The sequence below is a fragment of the Verrucomicrobiia bacterium genome (assembly GCA_035629175.1).
Classification (GTDB): domain Bacteria; phylum Verrucomicrobiota; class Verrucomicrobiia; order Limisphaerales; family DASXHY01; genus DASXHY01.
In genome coordinates, this window is sequence record DASPIL010000079.1 from 1 (window position 1) to 19,931 (window position 19,931).

12 protein-coding genes and 1 pseudogene are annotated in these 19,931 nt (G+C 58.4%); 7 read left to right on the forward strand and 6 right to left on the reverse strand.

Annotated features, from left to right (window positions below; translation table 11 throughout):
* A partial coding sequence (locus VEH04_14385; GenBank protein ID HYG23968.1) for a hypothetical protein occupies positions 1-1,109 on the forward strand: 1,109 nt, incomplete at its 5' end.
* A gap of 184 nt (positions 1,110-1,293) precedes the next feature.
* Here the strand turns inward: VEH04_14385 and VEH04_14390 are convergent.
* On the reverse strand, positions 1,294-1,506 hold the full coding sequence (locus VEH04_14390; protein ID HYG23969.1) for a hypothetical protein: 213 nt from the start codon (positions 1,504-1,506) through the stop codon (positions 1,294-1,296).
* 223 nt (positions 1,507-1,729) lie between these two features.
* Between VEH04_14390 and VEH04_14395 the strand changes: the two genes are divergently transcribed.
* From VEH04_14395 to secG, 3 genes are read left to right on the forward strand one after another with little or no spacing between them, the layout of a single operon-like run.
* Complete coding sequence (locus VEH04_14395) at positions 1,730-2,983, forward strand: phosphoglycerate kinase (GenBank protein HYG23970.1); 1,254 nt, start codon at positions 1,730-1,732, stop codon at positions 2,981-2,983.
* Between the two features lie 28 nt (positions 2,984-3,011).
* Entirely contained in the window at positions 3,012-3,776 is a 765-nt protein-coding gene (gene tpiA, locus VEH04_14400; protein ID HYG23971.1) for a triose-phosphate isomerase, read from the forward strand.
* A 3-nt stretch (positions 3,777-3,779) separates the two neighbouring features.
* Entirely contained in the window at positions 3,780-4,235 is a 456-nt protein-coding gene (gene secG / locus VEH04_14405) for a preprotein translocase subunit SecG (GenBank protein HYG23972.1), read from the forward strand.
* 272 nt (positions 4,236-4,507) lie between these two features.
* On the opposite strand, the gene VEH04_14410 is transcribed toward secG, so the two are convergent.
* The 3 genes from VEH04_14410 to VEH04_14420 form a co-directional block, all read right to left on the reverse strand.
* The gene (locus VEH04_14410; GenBank protein ID HYG23973.1) at positions 4,508-8,824 is read right to left on the reverse strand and encodes a pectinesterase family protein; all 4,317 of its coding nucleotides are present in this window, start codon (positions 8,822-8,824) and stop codon (positions 4,508-4,510) included.
* A 91-nt stretch (positions 8,825-8,915) separates the two neighbouring features.
* The gene (locus tag VEH04_14415; protein HYG23974.1) at positions 8,916-9,554 is read right to left on the reverse strand and encodes a response regulator transcription factor; all 639 of its coding nucleotides are present in this window, start codon (positions 9,552-9,554) and stop codon (positions 8,916-8,918) included.
* 82 nt (positions 9,555-9,636) lie between these two features.
* Positions 9,637-13,635: a histidine kinase gene (locus tag VEH04_14420; GenBank protein HYG23975.1), complete on the reverse strand. Its 3,999-nt coding sequence runs from the start codon at positions 13,633-13,635 to the stop codon at positions 9,637-9,639.
* Between the two features lie 198 nt (positions 13,636-13,833).
* Between VEH04_14420 and gap the strand changes: the two genes are divergently transcribed.
* From gap to VEH04_14435, 3 genes and pseudogenes are all read left to right on the forward strand, one after another.
* The gene (gene gap, locus VEH04_14425; protein ID HYG23976.1) at positions 13,834-14,883 is read left to right on the forward strand and encodes a type I glyceraldehyde-3-phosphate dehydrogenase; all 1,050 of its coding nucleotides are present in this window, start codon (positions 13,834-13,836) and stop codon (positions 14,881-14,883) included.
* 117 nt (positions 14,884-15,000) lie between these two features.
* Positions 15,001-17,358: a tetratricopeptide repeat protein gene (locus VEH04_14430; protein HYG23977.1), complete on the forward strand. Its 2,358-nt coding sequence runs from the start codon at positions 15,001-15,003 to the stop codon at positions 17,356-17,358.
* Between the two features lie 249 nt (positions 17,359-17,607).
* A pseudogene (locus tag VEH04_14435) lies at positions 17,608-17,940 on the forward strand (FKBP-type peptidyl-prolyl cis-trans isomerase).
* Positions 17,941-18,016: 76 nt separating this feature from the next.
* On the opposite strand, the gene tsf reads toward VEH04_14435, so the two are convergent.
* Positions 18,017-18,862 carry a translation elongation factor Ts gene (gene tsf, locus VEH04_14440; protein ID HYG23978.1) on the reverse strand — a complete coding sequence of 282 codons (846 nt, stop codon included), beginning with the start codon at positions 18,860-18,862 and terminating at the stop codon, positions 18,017-18,019.
* Positions 18,863-18,964: 102 nt separating this feature from the next.
* A complete protein-coding gene (gene rpsB / locus VEH04_14445; protein HYG23979.1) occupies positions 18,965-19,762 on the reverse strand; it encodes a 30S ribosomal protein S2 in 798 nt (265 codons plus the stop codon).
* Positions 19,763-19,931 lie beyond the last annotated feature (169 nt).

Sequence of the window (19,931 nt, forward strand, 5' to 3'; positions counted from 1 at the left end):
ACGTCCGCGTTTTCCCGCGGGCCTTGACTCCCGTCGAGGCAGCGGGGTTCACCGCCACCAATTTCGGGGCTCTGATTTTTGTGCCCACCAACATCGTCGTGCAAGTCATCACTCCAATGGAACTCGGCGCAATCATTGAAGATGACGATCGCCCTAATCCTCCCGGCGCGCTCATCACGGCGTGGACACAGATCGCGGGACCGGCAGAGATCTCCCTGCCCGATCCAGGGGCGCTGACCAACGTGATCGAGTTCACACAATCGGGCGAGTATGTCTTCCGGATCATCGCTGATGACGGACAGGTCAAGGTCTATCAGGATCTTCCGGTCACCGTCGTGGAACCCACCTCGGTGCAGGTGTATGCGTCGGATGGCGATGCCGCAGAGCTTGGTCCGGACACGGGCGAGTTCACCTTTCAACGGATCGGGGATCTCAACTTCGATCTCACGATGCAGGTCACAATGACTGGGACGGCGAGCAACGCGATCGACTTTGTTCAGATACCCTTCTCAAACATCGTTGTCCTGCCGGCGGGTGTGGAAACGTTGACGCTTCCCGTAACTCCATTCCTGGATCATCGCACCGAAGGCGACGAGACGCTCACATTTACGATCGTGACGAACGTTGCCTACACGGTCATTGGCGGGGAGGCGACCGTGACAATCCACGACTCTCCTTATGGAATGTGGAACATCGCGCGGTTCACGCTTGAAGAGCTGACCGACCCATCGTTGAGCGGCGAGGCCGCGGATTTCGACACCGACGGCCGGTTCAACTTTGTGGAATACGCGTTCAACATGGAGCCCAAATCCGTCGAGACGGATTCGCCGATGATCACGACGCTGGAGCTGAACCCGGCGACTTCGCGCCAGCACATCACGCTCACTTACCAGCGGCGCCTCGAACCGACAGACGTGGGATACGAAGTGCGGACATCCAGCGATTTGGTGAACTGGAATTTCGGTTCCGAACACATTGAAGAGATCGAGGTCGTCGACGACGGAAACGGGCTCACTGAAACGGTGAAAGCTCGGGTCGTGGCTCCGTGGCCAACGGGCAGTCGCCAATTCGTGACGATCCGCGTCTGGCTGCGTTCCACTGGGCCATGAACGCAATGGCGGCGCCTGCAGCATGGCACACCGGGACCTGCACCAGAGAAAGATCGCGGTCCGTGACAAAGACGAATTGTCGAGAAGCGTCCTCGAACGCGAGCTTGGCGAAGACCAACAGGATACCCGCGCGGTAAAGCCAACGTCGGCCTCCAGCAGCTCCCTTGTAGCCGGGCTTCGCCACCTACTTGACTTGTTCCGGCGAGTCCCGCAGCCGCTCCTTGAACAAACCCGGTTGTTCATCAAGGTTCGCCACCATGTTCGTGGCTGCCTGCTTCAGTCCCCTTTCCGCATCGAAGCGCAATGGTTCATTCAAATGGAGGGGCGTGGCCGAGCCTCCGATCTGGCTTACTCCAGGCGCGAGAAAGAGCCGCCGAAATGGGAATCCGACAACCATTTTGGCGGAAGGTTGCGCAGGAGGCAGCGCGCTGTCGTGATTCGGATTACAGGTGCGCTGCCAAAATCGGCGAACACTTTCGCAATTTACCGCAATCCAGCCGGCCCTGAATCGTTTTGACTCACTTGGCGAGTCGGATATTCTCCCCGCTCTCGTTTCCCGGGAAACACCGGATAGTGGAATTCGCCCCGGCCAAGACCGCGCGGCTCATGGAGACTGATTTATGGCAAAGCTGACAATTCGAGACCTGAATGTTCGTGGCAAACGCGTTTTCCTGCGCGTCGATTACAACGTGCCGCTTGAGGAAAAAGATGGCCAGATGGTCATCACCGATGACACCCGGATCAAGGAAACTCTTCCGACCCTGAAAGCGCTGATCGAGCAGGGTGGCAAATTAATCCTGACCGCCCACCTCGGCCGCCCCAAGGGCCAGCGCGAAGCCACCATGTCGCTCCGCCCAGTCGCCGCCCGCCTTGCCGAAATGCTCGCGCGGCCAGTCGCGTTTGTCGACGATTGCATCGGAGAAAAAGTCGAGAAAACCGTCGGCATCATGAAGGATGGCGACATCGTCCTGCTCGAGAACGTCCGCTACTACAACGAGGAGGAGAAGAACGATCCTGCGTTCGCCGAGAAGCTGGCGAAGGTTGCTGATGTTTATGTGAACGACGCATTCGGCGCGGCGCACCGGGCCCACGCATCCACGGAAGGCGTTGCGCGCATCGTGTCCAAACGCGGTGGCAAGTGCGCCGCCGGGTTGCTGATGGAACGCGAGTTGAAGTTCCTCGGCGACGAACTGGAGTCGCCCGCAAAACCGTTCGTGGTCATTCTCGGCGGCGCCAAAGTGTCCGACAAAATCAAGGTAATCGACCGCCTCCTTGAAAAGGCCGACACCATCCTGATCGGCGGCGCAATGGCTTACACCTTCAAGCTCGCGCAGGGTTACAAAGTCGGGCAATCACTGGTCGAACCTGAAAAAACAGACGTCGCCCTCTCAGCGCTCGAAAAGGCAAAGCAACGCGGTGTGCAATTCCTGCTGCCGATCGACAACGTCGTCGCCACGCCCGTCAAGACCGACAAGCTCAACAAGAAGGGCAAGCCGATCATTGATCTCAACAACCCGCGCACCAATTCCGAGGAGAACATTCCGGACAACGAGGAAGGCGTGGATATCGGACCAGCGACAGCCAAGAAGTTCGCTGACGTCCTTCTCAGCGCAAAAACGATCCTTTGGAACGGACCGATGGGTATTTTCGAAGACAAGCGTTTCGCAGCAGGAACCAATGCCGTTGCCCAGGCAGTCGCTGAAGCCACGCAAAAAGGCGCCAAGAGCATCATTGGCGGTGGCGACAGCGTGAAGGCGCTGAACAAGGCAGGCCTCGGCAGCAAGGTGACCTTCATGAGCACGGGCGGCGGCGCCAGCCTGGAATTCCTCGAAGGCTCCGAATTGCCCGGAGTCGCCGCGCTGAGCGACAAATAACGAGGCGAGCCCCTACGCATTTTGACACATGAACAAAGAACGAAAACTGATCATTGCCGGAAACTGGAAGATGAACAAAACCGTCGCCGAGGCGCTGGACCTCGTGCGCGGATTGAAGATCGAACTCTCAGGCGTAAAGGAAGTGGATATCGTGGTCTGTCCTCCCTATACGGCGCTGGGAGAAGTTTCGAAGGCGATTCTCGATTCCAACATCCGCCTGGGCGCCCAGAATATGAGCGAGAACAACGTCGGCGCCTACACGGGCGAAATTGCCGCCGTCATGCTTAAGGAATTCTCAGTGCGTTATGTGATCCTCGGCCATAGCGAACGCCGCCAATATCAAAAGGAACCTGACGCGCTGATCGCGAAGAAAGCGGCCGCTGTCCATGCGGCGTCCCTGAAGCCGATCGTTTGCGTGGGCGAAACCCTCGCTGAACGCGAAGGCGGGCAGATGGAACAGGTGCTCGACACCCAGGTGCGGGGCAGCCTCGCCGGCTTGAGCAAGGAACAGATGGCGGAAACCATCGTTGCCTATGAACCCGTTTGGGCCATCGGGACCGGCAAGACAGCAACGACCCAACAGGCGCAGGACGCCCATGCTTTTATCCGGGGAATCCTGTCCAAAATGTTCGACGACAGCGTTGCCAAGAAGGTGCGCATCCAATATGGTGGCAGCGTTAAGCCTTCCAATGCGCGCGAGCTGATGAGCCAGCCGGACGTGGACGGCGCGCTGGTTGGCGGGGCTGCCCTGGAAGCCCGCAGCTTCGCGGATATCATTAAAAACTCGATCTAACGTATGTTTGTTTTTGTCATTGGCCTGGTGACGCTGCTGTTGCTGCTGGATTGTTTCGTTCTGATCCTGCTGGTCCTGATGCAGCTGCCAAAGAAAGAGGCGGGCGCGGGCCTGGCATTTGGCGGTGCCGCAACGGATGCCCTGTTCGGCGCGGGATCAGGCAACTTTCTGACAAAAGCCACGAAGTACGTCGCGGGCGGATTCTTTGTCCTGACCCTGTTGCTGGCCGTGATGCAGAACCATTACGCTCATCGTCCAAATTCCCAGTTCCGCCGCATGCTGGAACGGCAAGCCCAGGCAGTGCCTGCCGCTTCGCCCGACTCCGCACAGCCGGCAGCGGCTCAATCACCCGCCCCGGGAACGCCAGTTGCGGGTGCAGCCCCGAGCACGAACATTGGCATCCTGCCGCTGAACACCGCTCCTGCAAACACGCCTGCGGGAACGAACTCGGGACAATAATCTAAAATTCTTTCTGAGCGGCGGTCCTTGACCGCCGCTTTTTTTTGCCCGTATCCGGCTTGCGCTGCCGCGGAAAATTGCATGCTTTGGAACCTGCCGCGCCGCACCCGGCGCGGACTTCAAACGCTTCAACGTCACGCATGCGAGAATTGCTGCACCGGACTAAGAGTATTGAGTTCGCGTATTCCAGCGGCATGAACGCCGTGCTCCTAACTAACGCAAAAAAACGCCGCGCCCTTTCAGAGCGCGGCGTTGGAACATACCCCGTCAAATCAAGGCACCGTGATGATATAGAACCGCTGCGGATGGTTCGTCGCGATGCTGTCTGTGTAGGGAACAGCTGATCCATCAAAGGCGCCGCTGCTCAATAATGTCCAGGTGTTTGCAACGGGTGTTGCAAGCAGGTCCGAGCTCGCCCACAAACGATAAGGCTGGCCTGCCGCGCCACTGAATGAGAACGCTACATTCCCATCGCTCAGCCGCGTCATGTTGCTGATCATCGGTGACACTCCAGTTCCAACACTGACACTGGCCGCGTCGGAGATCGCATATCCAAGACTGTTCGTCACCCGCAATGAATACAGCCCCGAATCTGTCATCTGCGCATTGGGAATGACGAGCGTTTCGTTTGTTCCTCCAGGAACCGCCATTGCGCCACGATACCACTGATACGAAGGCTCTGGGATTCCGCCGACCGCGGCGCGAAGCGTCACGGTTTGCCCGACAATTGCGTCCCTCGGTTCAGGCTGTCCCGCGATATACGGCGCCAGAACAGGTTCCCATCCAATCGATGCGAATACATTGGTTGGATTGCTCACGGTCAGATATTCAGCCTCGCTGAGCTGGCGCGACCAGGGAACCCTTGCCGAGACGTCCAGCAACGTGGTCCCCGTGATATCGCGCGTTTGATACTCCCAAAAGCGCAGCGTGCTCTTGTCAGCCAGCCCGCCGTCGGTCCAGCCCGCGGGAATGATATGCGAATCCATGAGGCACTTCAGGTAAGCCACATTGCCGTCAGGTCCGGATGTATTCGCGTCACGGCCGAGGCTCCAGCTATTCACCGCGGGTGAGGAACGGGTGAGGGCACATTCCACAAAGATCAGCCCATACACGCCCGCTGGCGTCCGTGCCTGCGTGGTGACGCCCTGCGCGTTGCCCGCGCGCTGCATCGCGCGGATTTCGGTCTTGTAGAAATAACCGATTCCCGAGCCCCAGATGAAATCAACATCGCCTTGAATCAACCCCTTGTTCACGAACGCCGCACTCGAGTTCCCTGTGTTGATCAACAGCGTGTCCTGGAAACTTGCGAGCTTGCAGTTGTCGAGGATGATCCGGGATCCCTGCGCCCGAACGGCTTCTGCCTGCGAACCGCCTTGGGGCGTGCTGTTCGTGAACACGAGATTGCGAAAGACAAGACCACTGCCGCCCGCAAAGAACATCACGCGCGTCGATGTGCCAGCGTTCGCCCCCTGGAACGTGTTGTTGTTCGCATATACCAAAACGCTCTCCTGGTAACCTTCGCCACTGAACGTCAGGTTGTCCTTCCCCGCCGGAACACGGTTGATCTCTTCGTAAGTACCCTTGCGAATGAGGACATGGCGCGGAGTGGTATTTCCCGCTGGCACCCAGTCAATGGCTCCCTGAACGGTCACAAAGTCACCGCTGCCATCCGACGCAACGACAACATCGTTGACAGATGCGGCATCGGGTCCCGCCGTCTTGGTCGTGAAGCGCCACGTGTTGGGGTCGCTGATGCCAGCCTCGCTCGCGCCGCCTGAGTCCTTGAAGAAGCCCGCATCCATCAGCACGTAATACGTCGTGTTGCTGGCAAGCATTCCCAGATGCGGGAAGATTGCGGCAATGTTGCTGCGGATGATCACGGGATACGTGTTGTAGCTGCCGCCTGCGATCACGCGCAACTGGCCGCCGTTGTTGTCATTGAGGCCGAGATCGATGGTGTCCACCAAAGCGTCGTCGGCGTTGTAGATGCGCAGCGTTCCAGTTCCAAGGACGGGCGTCTTGTTGAATCGGATGTAGAGCGGCGTGTCGTAGCAGACATTGCCCGAGCCGCCGGCAGGCGTGAATTGAATCGCGGCGAGATTGGTTGAAGTAACGGTCAGGCTGACAGTCACACTGGTATCGGATCCGCCATCGTTATTGACGAGGACCGCATACGTTCCCGCATCGGAGGGTTGAACGCTGGCAAACGACAATGTGGCGTTCGTCGCCCCCGAAAGCGTACCGCTATTTTTGACCCATTGGTACGTTGGCGGCGGATTGCCCGTCGCAACGACATGGAACGATGCCGGCGTTCCCTGCGGTGCGGTCACGTTGACTGGTTCCTCCGTGATCACGGGCGGCACGAGGACGGTGAGCGTTGCGCTGTTCGTGACAGCCCCCGCCACGTTCGTCGCAACAATCGAATATGTGGTCTGGTCCGCCGGATACTGGGCATTCTCAACAGTGTACGAGCTGTTGTGAGCTCCTGGAATGTCGACGCCATTTTTCCGCCACTGAATGGCGGGACTGGGAACACCCGAAACCGAAGCCGTGAACGTCGCATCCTGGCCTTGTAGAACCGCAAGATTATTCGGCCCTGTAATCACGGGAGCCACATTGCCGGCGCTGATGGTAAGCGTGGCAACCGAACTTGTGATCGCACCGTAAACGTTCGTGATCACCACGGTGTAGTCGCCGCTGTTGGCGACCTGTGCGCTGTTGATGGTCAATGTGTCTGTTGCCGATCCAGAGATGCCGCCGACATCGGAAAGATCGACGTCGTTACGGCGCCATTGATAAGCTAGGGGCTGGATGCCAGCCGCTGCCACACTGAACTGCGCCAGTGAACCCGGAGGTCCGCTGAAACTGGAGGGGTCTTCGGAAATTGTGGGCCGCGGATCGTTCGGAATGTACAGATCAATCGAGGAATTGAAGGTGTTGTTGGACAGCGTCGCACCCGCGAGGCTGGCAGGAAGCGCTCCAAGCGCGAAGTTGTGATGACCAAGGCCGGCCGTCATGTTCGACAAGGTTGTGTATTTGAACAACGCAACTTGCGCGGGATACGACGAGAACAGAATCGAGCTGCCGATGTTGATCGTGTTGCCACCTCCGCCAGTGACCAGGTTCGTCACGGATGCAATGTTCCCCGCCCCTGTCAGGTGGAGCTCAATGCTCGAATCACTCATCATCAACGTGCGCAGCGGCTTGCTGGCACCCAGTGTGTTTGAAACGGCAAGGGTACCGCCCTCAACAACGTTAATCACCTGATTCAAGCTCGCCGCGCCCACGGTTATCATGTTCGCCCGCACAGTGCCGGCATTGATGTTCAGGATTCCAGTGGTCGCCTGCGCAGCGGTCGTGGACTGAATCGTGGACGCGAGAGTCAATGTGTTGTTGACCACGAGTTCGGCGCCGCTGCCATTCACGTTCATGATTCCCATGTTTGGGGTGACGCTCGTGCTTGGGCCGAGCGCCTGATTGCCAAGGAACAGGTTGTTGACATCGATCCTGCCGTTATCAAACGTCAGCACGCCCGTGTTGATGCGCGGAGGATTTCCTCCCGATGCAGTGTGGCTTCCAGAGCAATCGCGTCCCAGGCTCATCACATCGACCAGTGCATCCACGTATCCGCCGGTGAAATCATTGGTTCCCACAGCGTGTTGCGCCGATGAAGCGAACGCGCTCATATCGCCGATGCCCCACCAGGTTACCCTGCTCGAACTGCCACCAACACCACGAAACACAGCAATGGGAGAGGCACCGACGACTCCGGGATCGAAACTCATGACTGCTGCCGAGTTTGCCGAGGCTTTGGACCGCCCGAAGCCCATGCTGTCCACGAAGAAGGCGTTGGTCTGGCCAAGATAAAGAAAGCTGCGCGTGCCCGCATTGTTCCCTGCTCCCACCTGCACCATCTCAATCGCATTGGTCGCGGCGGCAACCGTCATGTAAACCGAAAGCGGCTGGGTGTAGCTCAGGGCAATGACATTGGTTCGCGCCAGATACAACGTACCCGAGTTACGCTGGGCAACGGCATTGGGGAAACTCACCGTGCCGATGCCGATGGAATTGATGTTCGCGATAAAGGTATCGAGACCCTGGAGATTGAGGATGGCGTGCGAGCCGTTCAACGATGCGGTTCCTTGATTCAACGTCAGCCGCGCCGCGGGATGGTTCAGGTTGAGCGCGCCCGATCCGACAAACGTGGAACTGCGAACCAGTGCCACGGCAGGATCCACGATTGTGCCGACGGCCAGACCTCCGGCTCCTGTGACGTTCAACGTCGTGCCTGCTGGGATCGACGTCACGTAATCGTTGTTGGTACTGCCGAAGCGCAGTGAAGCGATCGTTCCGCCAAACATGTCATCGACGGTTGGATTTGCGGCCGTGGCGTCGAAGAAGAACGTGTCATCTGTCGCGCCCGGCGCCGTGCCGAACACGCCTGCCGTGCTGTTTGTCCAATTGCTGCCCGTTGACCAATTGGAATCCGGCCCGGTTCCAAACCAAACCACCGTGTCAGCTTGTGCGGAAAGCATCGGTGCAATGGAAGCGAACAGACCCAAACGAAGTAGGGTTGTGATTTTCATCATAGGGTTGAAGGTGGCCGAAACTAGCGGATGAACAGGAGTTTGCCTAGTTGGACGAAGGTCAAGCCGCGGCCTATGACTTTCGTCATAGCCTTTACCTCAATTGAATCAGCCCCCGCTTGAGCGCCGTCGTCACAGCCTGCGTGCGGTCGGCTGCATGCAGCTTGTTGAAGATGTTGGTGACGTGCGCCTTGACCGTTCCCTCCACAATGCCGAGCGCCTGTCCAATTTCCTTGTTGCTGCGGCCGTTCGCGATCATCTGAAGCACGTGTATTTCCCGTTCGGTCAATGCGTGGTTTCGGAACGACTGCGCCAGCCGGGACGAAATCTCGGGCGGGAAATAGGGCTTGCCCTGGTGCACGGAACGGACCGCTTCAACCAGGATGTTCAACGGCATGTCCTTCAACAAGTATCCCGCAGCGCCCCCCTGCACCGCGCGCTGAATTTCCTCGTCGGTGCCGTAGGTGCTGAGGACGAGAACCACCGCCTCGGCAAACTCCTTCTTCAGCGCGACCGTCGTCTGGATGCCATCGATTCCAGGAAGCCGCAAGTCCATCAGAACCACGTCGGGCCGATGATTGCGGTATGCCTCAACAGCGCTTTCGCCGTCCTCCACTTCAGCAACAACCTGAATATCCGGTTCAATCTGTGCCGCCGTTTGCAGGCCCATGCGAATCAGGATGTGGTCCTCCACCAACATCACACGAATCGGCGCATGAAGCTTCAGGTTCATCGTGCAGCTGCATATCCGAACCGGACCGCGGAAGCGAGAATTCGTTGATGCCTCTGAAGTCTGTCTGCCGTGAAGTTCCGGATTACAGCCCCGGAACCGTGACGCGAACAACCGTGCCTTCACGAGGGCGGCTGATGACATGAAGTTCGCCGCCGATTTTCCGTGCGCGGCTTTTCAGATTCCTCAGGCCCAGATGACCGCCCGATGCAACCAGCGCGGCGTCCGGCAGAAACCCTTTTCCGTCATCCATCACGCTCACGCTGACGCTTCCCAACCCGTACTCGAGAGTCACGCGCACGATGGCGGCGTCAGCATGTTTCAAGGCGTTGTTCAAAGCTTCCTGGCAAACCCGCAGGAGATGATGTTCAACCGAAGTGGGCAACGGCATCGGTTCTCCTAATATTTCAACGATCACCTTCGCTCCATTCGAAGGCACCATCTGCCGGGCAATCTCGCGCAATGCCGTAGGAAGGTCGGAGTTCTCAAGAACTGGAGATTGCAGGTTCCACAGGCTGTGGCGCACCTCCGCGCGGCTGAACCGAACCATATTGCGTGCAAGCTCCAGGTAGTGGCGGACATTTGCTGGATTGCGCTGCAACGCGGATTCAACGCCGTCCAACTGCATCATGATCCCGCTCAATCCCTGCTCGAGCCCGTCGTGGATCTCCCCGGCCAGCCGATCGCGTTCGGCCAGGGTTGCGGAAGCCTGCGTTTCTTTTTCCAGCTTGCGCATGGCCACCTGCAAATCCTTCGTGCGCTCAACCACGCGGCGCTGAAGTTCTCGAATCCACACCATCGCTGCGCCGAGCACGACCACAAATCCAGCGGCAATCGCTGCCGTATGCTTCCATGTCCACCACGGTGGATTGCGAATGACCTTGAGATCCGCCGGCGACCGGAGCAACAGCTGCCACGAAGAAAGGATCGGCGCATCGGCAGGATTGGAAATTTCGGGACGCCAGAGCACTCCAATCGCTTCAACAACACTGCCTGGCTCCATGCGGGCGAGCGGCCGGTCAACGGGACAGACCGCCTTGAAAATACGATCCCCCGCCTGCAGATCACACCATGCAAACCCGCTTTGGACCCGCTGCTCGAGCAGTGTTGCCCGGCTGTTGATCAGGCGGCCGTTCAAGGTCGCGGGGATCTCTCGCGCCAAATCAGCGCTCAAAGGCAGCGGCGGCGCCGCCCGCCCGACTCTCCGCACCGCCGCCCCGTTCACCGTGACTGGAACGTCATGGCTTGCCTGCGGAAATCCAACCACCTCAACCTGATCGCCAGGTTTCAGGGCAGCGTCTGCTTGAAGAGGCACAACGCGGCCCGCATTTCCCGCTTGCTCGAGAAACAACAGGTTCGACCGAGCAAACGTCACCGTTCCCAACACCTTGATCCACCGCGCGTCGCTGTTCGCTCCAAAACTCCGCGCTTCGGCCAGGCTGATCCTCGGCAGCAGAAACGGGTCGACTGGCGGCGTTTCCACCGTGTTCAGAAAGCGCGGCGAGGGCATCAGCAACGCCAGTTCTTCACCCTCACGCACAGCAACTCCGCGGACCCTGACGCGAGCATCGACCAGCGATGAAAACCTTCCGGCTTCCGGCGTTCGAACCCTCACCAATCCATCCTTGATCGCAAGAACCAGCTGCAAGCGATCCACGGCACGCACCACACCTTCGACTTCAAGCCAGTGACCTTCGCCGTCGTTCGGCAACGAACGTGCCGCCCCATACGTGACCGGCCGTGGTAATCGCCCATGCCCCAACAGTGCAATGGTTTCGGGCTCAAACGGCACTGGCCATTTGTCATTCACCCGGCGCCCGCTCATCCGCACACGATCTCCGGGGGCCAAACCCTGGCGGGACAGGCGTGGCGTCATCCTGACAAACATTCCCGCCGTCTCATCCTGAACAGTCACCAGGAGACTTCCCGGCGATGTGTCGCAATACGTCACTGTCCCTTCTATGAACCCGAACAGCGAATCCCGGTCGGCGCGTTCCTTTCCCAGAACAATATCGGCAATGCGCAGTGCCGCCCGCTGATTCGGTTGAGGCGGGGCCCCGAATTTGCGTTGGCTGCCGGTTCGAGAAATCCCGATCAAGCTCGCGTCCCGCAGCATCGGAGTGCCATCCCGCCATTCCAAAAATCCGCTGACTTCCACCATGTCACCCGGTTCCCACGATCCCTCCCGCTTTGGCAGGACGACCACCGACGCATGCTTCCGCTGGAGTCGCAACCAGCAGGGCGGCGAGACGTTCTGGACGCTTGCCATTTCGCTGCGCCCGCTGCGATCGCGTCGAAACTGAAACACAGCGGTGTTGGCGGCTGTCAGGCTGATCGCTGCAAATGGTGCGTTGTTTTCCAGGGATTTGCGCATCATCAAGCCCGCACTCGCCCGGGCGTTCGGGTGGGCCGTTTCCGCAATGCGCGCCGTCAACACCTCGTCGCCCTCCATTGCCTCCGTCACAAAAAAGAACTGGTCCCACACGGATCCTATTCCGATGCCGCTTCCGTGCACCGTTCGAACGTTGTTGGTCGTCTGCATGCCGCCGCTCGTTTGTGGATTGGAAATATCAATTCCGATTGAGCCTCCCGAAAGGCCTGAAATGTGATCGAATCGCGCGGAGTGAATCTGGCCGGCTTCAAACGAGGTAACCATCAGACCCGCCTGCACGGTTTTCTCCATCGGAATTTCCACCACGTTTCCGACCTGGATCCAGTTGCTCCCGTCACCTGAAATTTCAGCGACAAAGGCATCGAATCCCTGGACGGCTACAGCTTCGCCGAGCCTGGCTTCGACCACTCCTCGAACAGATACGCGTTTACTCCATCCCAGCCCCGGCGCGGGAACCTGAAGATCTGCTACCGCGATCAAGGGACCAAACGATCCCGCGCGTTGGTCGAGAACTGAAACATCGTTGGTGGACGCAACGCTTAATCGATACGGATGCAACCCGGCCGAAGTCTGCGAACACTCCAGCACCCCCTTGGCTCGCATGCGCATGCCGTCCCAACGGGGGATCTCTCCGCTTGCCCAATCGAGCACATGAATCTCGAGCGCCGCATCGTCATTTTCCAACTCTACAACAAGCTGGCCGCCCGCAGTTCCAATGAAGCGCACAGTTCCTTCCGCTTCCACGAATTGAAAATTCGCATTGGGCAACGAACCCTCGCTCAACGTGAAACGAAGCGCTTGCGGGTTAATTCGGGGATCCAGAATTTCAATCGCAGGATTGACCGCCGCCACTTCACCAAGGCTCGGGTGCCGCTGGGAAATGGAAGCCACATCGCCCGCGAAAAAATTCGTCCAATATTCCCACACTAAGCCTGAGAGGGATTGCACCCCGTTCAATGCATTGGCAGTCGCCGGGACGAATGCGGATGCAGGAATAACCGACAACTCGATGTTCGGCCCCTGCCACGCCACCGCCAGATTGTCTGTTCCCGTTCCTTCCTCACGAAGGGTTTCGACATAATACCTTTCCCCGCCGCGAAGCGTGATGGGCCCGGAACACTGCGACGGATATTTATTCCATTGCCGCGGCCGTGTTGCGTTGCCTGGTGACACGGAAGCGATGCACCGACTGTTCGCCGCGGACGCGTCGGAACTGAGCCACAATTCCGAGCACCCACGGCTGGCAATCCAGAACGTGTAATCACCCGTCTCCGGTGCGATGAGCAAACCGCGGACACGGGTCAGAAAATGCGAGTTGAAGTCGTTTTGCTCTTCAAACGAGGGCAGCTGGCCGCGGCCCGAAGGCTGCAACGGAAAGGCGGGCTGCGCAGGCGCGTAAACCGCAGCGGAATCCGCCCGCACGCGAACCCGCGTTCCCGAACTCACACGCGGCACGTCACCCGTTATGTGAATCGCCAGAGATCCCGTGTCGTCCTGCAGCACGAGCAGACTCCGTTGCGCGTCCCAGAGTCTCACGACACCATCCAGATTCAGATGCAATGCGTGGCGCGCCTCGCCCGTGGATAAACGAAGGAACTGCTCCGCCGAAGTAACGGGCAAAACACCCAACGAGTCTGCCCTCGCCACGGCGCAAGCCACCCAGATGACCAGCAGGGACACGGAAATCCGCATAGCGCGCAAAGTATGACCCGAGGCAAAATCAGAAGTAAGGGAAAACCTTCCGAAAGGCGTCTTCCAAAAAAAGAGAAGCTTTTTTCAAAATGAAGCCAGAACTTTGCGGAAGTTGAAGTAATGTTTCTTCATTGACCGGTTCAGAGCCGGCGGTATTATCCGCCGTCAAATTTCGGCAAACATATTTGAACAAGCATTATGGCAGTAAAAGTAGCTATTAACGGGTTCGGCCGCATTGGACGCCTGGTTTTCCGGGCGCTGGTTGAACAAGGAATGGTCGGCAAGGACATCGAAGTCGTCGCCGTTGGTGACATCGTACCCGCGGACAATCTGGCTTACCTCGTTAAATACGATTCCATTCAGGGACGCTTCAAAGGCGAAGTGGGGTCGAAGAAATCCGCACCTGACAAGGCGGAGGACGACGTCCTGGTCGTGAACGGGAAGGAAATCAAGGTTGTCAGCGCCAAGACTCCCGCCGAACTTCCGTGGAAAGCATTGGGTGTCGATCTCGTGATCGAATCCACAGGCCTTTTCACCGACGTGGAAAAAGCCCAGGGGCATATCACCGCCGGCGCAAAGAAGGTCATCATCTCAGCTCCAGCCAAGGGTGATTGCCTCACGGTCGTGATGGGCGTCAACCAGGACAAATACGATGCCTCCAAGCATCATATCGTTTCCAACGCATCCTGCACAACGAACTGCCTCGCCCCCGTTGTCCATGTCCTCCTGAAGGAAGGCTTTGGCATCGCGGAAGGCTTGATGACAACCGTGCACGCCTACACGGCCACCCAGAAAACGGTGGACGGTCCCAGCAAGAAGGATTGGAAAGGCGGACGCACTGCTGCCCAGAACCTTATCCCTTCGAGCACAGGCGCGGCCAAGGCCGTCGGTCTCGTGCTGCCCGAAGTCAAAGGCAAGCTCACGGGCATGGCGTTCCGCGTTCCCGTTCCGACCGTGTCGGTCGTGGATCTCACTGTCAAAACCGTCAAGGAAACGAGCTACGCTGAAATCTGCGCTGCGATGAAGAAAGCCAGCGAGACCTACATGAAGGGTATCCTGGGCTACACGCAGGACGAAGTTGTCAGCTCGGATTTCATTCACTGCGAACTGTCATCCATCTTCGACGCCGGCTCCGGCATCGAACTGAACAAGAACTTCTTCAAGCTGGTGAGCTGGTACGACAACGAATGGGGCTATAGCTGCCGCGTTGGCGACCTGATCAAGCTCATGCTGAGCAAGGGCCTGTAAGATTTGCCGTTTGTTTACCTCGGCCGGCTGGAGTTAGCTCCAGCCGGTTTTTTTTTGCCGTGTTGGGATGGCATGCTTTCACCTTCTGCCTTTCCACATCCAGATGGATCGCCTTCAATGGTTGCGTTGGAAAACGTACTCGGCACAAACCTGAAATCCTGGATGGGCGAATGCCCGAGCCGGCCCATTCGCCGTAATGGTTTTCAAAATGCGCTGCAGTTTTTCATTGCCCTCCTGCTCTGCTGCGCCGCTGCAGGTTGCAACCGCGAAGAAAAGCGAGCCACTGATCCTTCGCAGCCTGCGTTCGCATTCGCGGGGTCCGCCAGTTGTCGCGAATGCCATCGGGACACATTCGAGCAATGGCACGGTTCCCACCACCAACTGGCCGAACGTCCCATCGATCCACAACTCGACAGTCGCGCATTTGAGCCGGAACGCCGATTCCAGCACGGTTCGCAATCCGTACGCGTGTTCCTGTCAAACAACGTCCCGTGGATTGAAGCCATCGGCCTCTCCGGCAAACCCGAGGTTCATGCCGTTGCCCGCGTCCTTGGCCATGATCCTCTGCGGCAGTTCCTCGTGGAATTTCCAGGAGGCCGGCTTCAGGCGATGGAAGCCGCCTATGACCCGCATTCCAACAACTGGTTCAATGTCTTTGGGAACGAAGATCGCCAGCCAGGCGAATGGGGCCATTGGACTGGCCGCGGCCTGAACTGGAATTCGATGTGCGCCTCCTGCCACAACACCGGCCTGCAACGAAACTACAGTGCCGCCTCGGATTCCTATCACACTCGCTTTCTTGAAAATGGCGTGGGATGCGAATCGTGTCATGGTTCGATGCAGCCCCATAACGATTGGCAGAAACAATTCGGGAAGAGCGGCCGTCCTGATCCATCGCTTTCAAAATTGACCCGCGTCCAAACCCAGGATTACTGCGGCTCGTGCCACTCCCGTCGCAGTGATTTAACGGGCCAGTTCAAGGCGGGAGAAGCGTTCCTCGACCATTATTCACCGGCGCTCGTGGATGCGTCGGAAACGTATTACGCCGATGGCCAGGTGCGCGACGAAGACTTTGAGTTTGGGTCGTTCCTCGGCAGCCGCATGCATGCAAAAGGGGTGACGTGTATCGACTGCCACAATCCGCACACAGCCAAAACGATTCTCCCAGGAAACTTCCTGTGCATTCGATGTCACGATGGAAGCCGCAGCGACGCTCCGAAAATTGACCCGGTTTCCCATAGCCGCCACAAGGTCTTTGGTTATTCGACAGAAGGTGCGATGACCAACTTCAATCTCGCGGCGTATGACCCCGCCACGATCAAGGAAAAGGGCGGTGAGTGCGTCAACTGCCACATGCCGCAGACCACCTACATGCAGCGCCATCGCCGCCACGATCACGGTTTCACCATTCCCGATCCGCTTTTGACGCGAGAGCTGGGCATTCCGAATGCCTGCACCCGATGTCATCAGGACAAGGATGTGGAATGGGCCATCCACCACTCCAGTGATTGGTACGGCGAGCGACTGAACCGTCCCACGCGTCGGCGCGCGCGCTTGATCGCACAGGCGCAACAACTCGATCCCCAAGCCGCGCCACAACTCCTCGCGTGGCTTCCGAAAGAACCGCTGCCGTATTGGCAGGCTGTGATTGCTGGACTGCTGGAACCCTGGGCTGGGGACGGCAATGTCAGCGCCACTCTGAAATCGTTGTTGCAGCACACCAACGCACTGGTGCGCGCCAGCGCTGCCCGCGCACTTGAACCTGCAGTACACGCACGCAATGCCGAAGTGGTCACCGCATTGCGCCAGGCTCTGAAGGATTCGCAGCGCAATGTTCGTGTGGCAGCAGCCTGGAGCTTGCGGGCCGAGCGCAAACCCGGCTCTCGAGCGGATCAGGAACTGCGGGCTTCCCTTGAGGTGGGCGCCGACCAGCCGCTGGGCCAAATGCAACTCGGGAACTACTTCATCGCGCGCGGAGACTTGCAAACAGCCGTTAGCCACTTCCAAAAAGCTGTGCAATGGGACCAGCGATCCCCCGCGATCCGCCAGCAACTCGCCATTCTGCTCAGCCAGCTTGGAAGGCCCCACGAAGCCGTCGAGCAACTCCAGGCGGCCTGCCGGCTGGCGCCGAGCGATGCGAACTACCGATACGAACTCGGCCTCGCGCACAATGAAATCGGCGATCTATCAGGAGCCGTTCGGGAATTGAGCGCCGCTGTTAAGCTCGATCCGCGTCTTGCCATGGGTTGGTACAACCTTGGACTGGCGCAGCATGCCATGGGTCAATCAGTGCTCGGTTTGGAATCCCTGGCCCATGCCGAACGCCTCGAGCCCGCGCAGGCACGAATTCCTTACGCGCGCGCCACCATCCTGCTGCAGATCGGACAGCGGAACGAAGCCTTTGCCGCTGCGCGCCGCGCTCTGCAGATTGATCCGTCGCACGCAGAATCCCGGGCATTGTTGCAGCTTCAATGACGATTTTGTTTTCGACATGCGATTTACGGCGACTTGACCGTTCCTCTCTCATGTCGGAATCTCCCGGCACACATCATGAAGAACTCAACGTGCTCCCTCATTGTTGCCGCAGGCGTGCTCGCCGGATGCGGCGGCCCGGCTCCGGATGCTACTGAACCCGGAACAACGCCCGGATTGACCTCGGCCACGAATGCTGCCGCGCCGTCAAACGACGCCACGAACAGCGCGAACGCAGTGACCGGCGAATGGAAAACGACAGCCAGCGGGCTCAAGTATCAGGTCCTTAAATCCGGCGGGGGAACACAGTCGCCCAAAGCAACCGACCAGGTTCGTGTCCACTACCATGGAACACTGCTGAATGGGAACGTGTTCGACAGCTCCGTTGAACGAGGAGAGCCCGCCAGATTCCCGCTGAATCGAGTGATACCCGGATGGACGGAAGGCGTGCAATTGATGAAGGTGGGCGACAAGTTCAAGTTCGAGATTCCGCCCAACCTCGCTTACGGCGCCAACAGTCCCGCACCGACCATTCCACCAAACAGCACTCTCGTCTTTGAAGTCGAGTTGCTGTCCATCGAGTAACGCACTGGACTTCTAAACAAAACCCTCTTCCCGCGAACGGGAAGAGGGTTTTCCATTTTAAACAACAGCGAGCCAATCAGCCGACCGCTTCGCCGACCTGGAACCGCACAAAACGGCGGATCGTGATGTCATCGCCGAGTTGCTTCGCAACCGTGGCGACATGCTCCTTGACGCTGATCTCGGAATTCTTCTTAACGAATCCCTGCTCCACCAGGCAGTAAGTCTGGAAAAACTTGTCGAGCATTCCCGCGAGGATCTTTTCCATCGCCTGCTCAGGCTTGCCCTTCAGGCGGTCCGATTGCGCGGCAATGTCCCGCTCCTTCTGGATGACATCCGCGGGCACCTGCTCGCGTGACACAGCAAAAGGATGACCCGCAGCAATCTGCAGGGTGATGTCTTTCACCAACTGCTTGAACTCTTCATTTGCAACGGTGCTTTCCTTGCCCGCGCCGACTTCAACAAGCACGCCGACCTTGGCGCCCGTATGGATGTAGGCGGCAACCAGACCGTTGCCTTCCACTTCCATGCGCGCGTGCCGTGCGATGCGGATGTTCTCGCCAATCTTGGTCACGGCGCCTTCCCGATCTGCTTCGAGGTTCGCGTTGGGATCGGTCGCAATCTTGCGGGCGAGTTCGTCGCCAAATGCCCGGAACGTGTCGTTGCGCGCCACAAAATCGGTCTCGCAATTCACTTCCACCAGCACGCCGAGCTTTCCGCCCGCGGCGATGTGTTGTGCAATGATACCCTCTTTTGCTTCGCGCGACGCTTTGTTTGCGGCGGTTGCGGCGCCCTTCTTGCGCAAAATGTCGACGGCGGCATCCAGGTCGCCCTTCGCTTCAGTGAGCGCCTTTTTGCAATCCATCATCCCCGCGCTGGTCATCTCGCGGAGTTTTGCAACTGTTGCAGCAGTGATTTCAGCCATAAAGTCAGTTGAAGTTAAAAAATTGGAAATGTTTGGACGTTGCGTTGACGACGCGGTTGCGAGCGTTCACTCGGAACCGCGGGCAGCCAGCGCAACCCTGCCTCAGGCCGGCGAACTTTCCGGAGTTGAAGGATCTTCGCCAGCTGCAATTTCCACCGCTTCTGCAGATTCAAATTTCTCGCCCTGCTCGGTGCGGCGGCGGCCGTATTTCGCTTCGTATTCGCCACGGGCGCGGGTGATCGTTTGCGCCACAGTCTGGAGGATCACGCGCACGGAACGGATCGCATCGTCGTTGCCAGCAATCGGGAATTCCACCAGGTCGGGATCGCAGTTCGTGTCAACGATCGCGACAACAGGGATCTTCAGGCGGCGGGCTTCGGCGATGGCATTGTGCTCACGCTTGATGTCGACCACGAACATCGCACCCGGGAATTTGTCCATGGCGCGGATGCCGTCGAAATACTTCACCTGGCGGGCGGCCTCGCGGCGGATCATCGACTGCTCCTGCTTGACGTAATTATTAATGCTGCCGTCGGATTCCATTTTTTCGATCTGCTTGAGGCGGGCGATCGAGCGCTTGATGGTCTGGAAATTGGTGAGCGTGCCGCCGAGCCAGCGTTCGGTGACATAAAACTGGCCGCATTCCTTTGCGGTTTCCTTAACCGCCTGCTGCGCCTGCTTCTTGGTGCCAACGAACAGGACGCGCTCACCCTTGCCAACGATCGAGGCGAGAAAGTCGCAGGCGGCTTCGAGCTGGGTGAGGGTTTTGCTAAGGTCGATGATATGGATGCCGTTGCGGGCATCGAAGATGAAGGGCTTCATCTTGGGGTTCCACCGCTTGGTCTGGTGGCCGAAATGAACGCCCGATTCCAACAATTCCTTAACGCCGATACTGATCACAATTTTCCTTTTGTTAGGAGCCCGCTTTTGCGAACCATCCCGCGGAACACGGGATTTTATTTGATGTTGTTTTGGCCGCCGGAACTCACACGAGCGCCGGGATTGAAGGCCGTTTACCCCCAGCTACCGCTGAAAGGCCCAGCAAAATAGCAGAGGCTTCCTTGCTGGC

What these genes read in the sequence shown, in the direction of transcription:
- VEH04_14395 (HYG23970.1), top strand. Translation starts at nt 1,730, where the DNA reads ATGGCAAAGCTGACAATTCGAGACCTGAATGTTCGTGGCAAACGCGTT.
- VEH04_14390 (HYG23969.1), bottom strand. Translation starts at nt 1,506, where the DNA reads ATGGTTGTCGGATTCCCATTTCGGCGGCTCTTTCTCGCGCCTGGAGTA.
- tpiA (HYG23971.1), top strand. Translation starts at nt 3,012, where the DNA reads ATGAACAAAGAACGAAAACTGATCATTGCCGGAAACTGGAAGATGAAC.
- gap (HYG23976.1), top strand. Translation starts at nt 13,834, where the DNA reads ATGGCAGTAAAAGTAGCTATTAACGGGTTCGGCCGCATTGGACGCCTG.
- secG (HYG23972.1), top strand. Translation starts at nt 3,780, where the DNA reads ATGTTTGTTTTTGTCATTGGCCTGGTGACGCTGCTGTTGCTGCTGGAT.
- VEH04_14420 (HYG23975.1), bottom strand. Translation starts at nt 13,635, where the DNA reads ATGCGGATTTCCGTGTCCCTGCTGGTCATCTGGGTGGCTTGCGCCGTG.
- VEH04_14415 (HYG23974.1), bottom strand. Translation starts at nt 9,554, where the DNA reads ATGAACCTGAAGCTTCATGCGCCGATTCGTGTGATGTTGGTGGAGGAC.
- tsf (HYG23978.1), bottom strand. Translation starts at nt 18,862, where the DNA reads ATGGCTGAAATCACTGCTGCAACAGTTGCAAAACTCCGCGAGATGACC.
- VEH04_14430 (HYG23977.1), top strand. Translation starts at nt 15,001, where the DNA reads ATGGTTGCGTTGGAAAACGTACTCGGCACAAACCTGAAATCCTGGATG.
- VEH04_14410 (HYG23973.1), bottom strand. Translation starts at nt 8,824, where the DNA reads ATGATGAAAATCACAACCCTACTTCGTTTGGGTCTGTTCGCTTCCATT.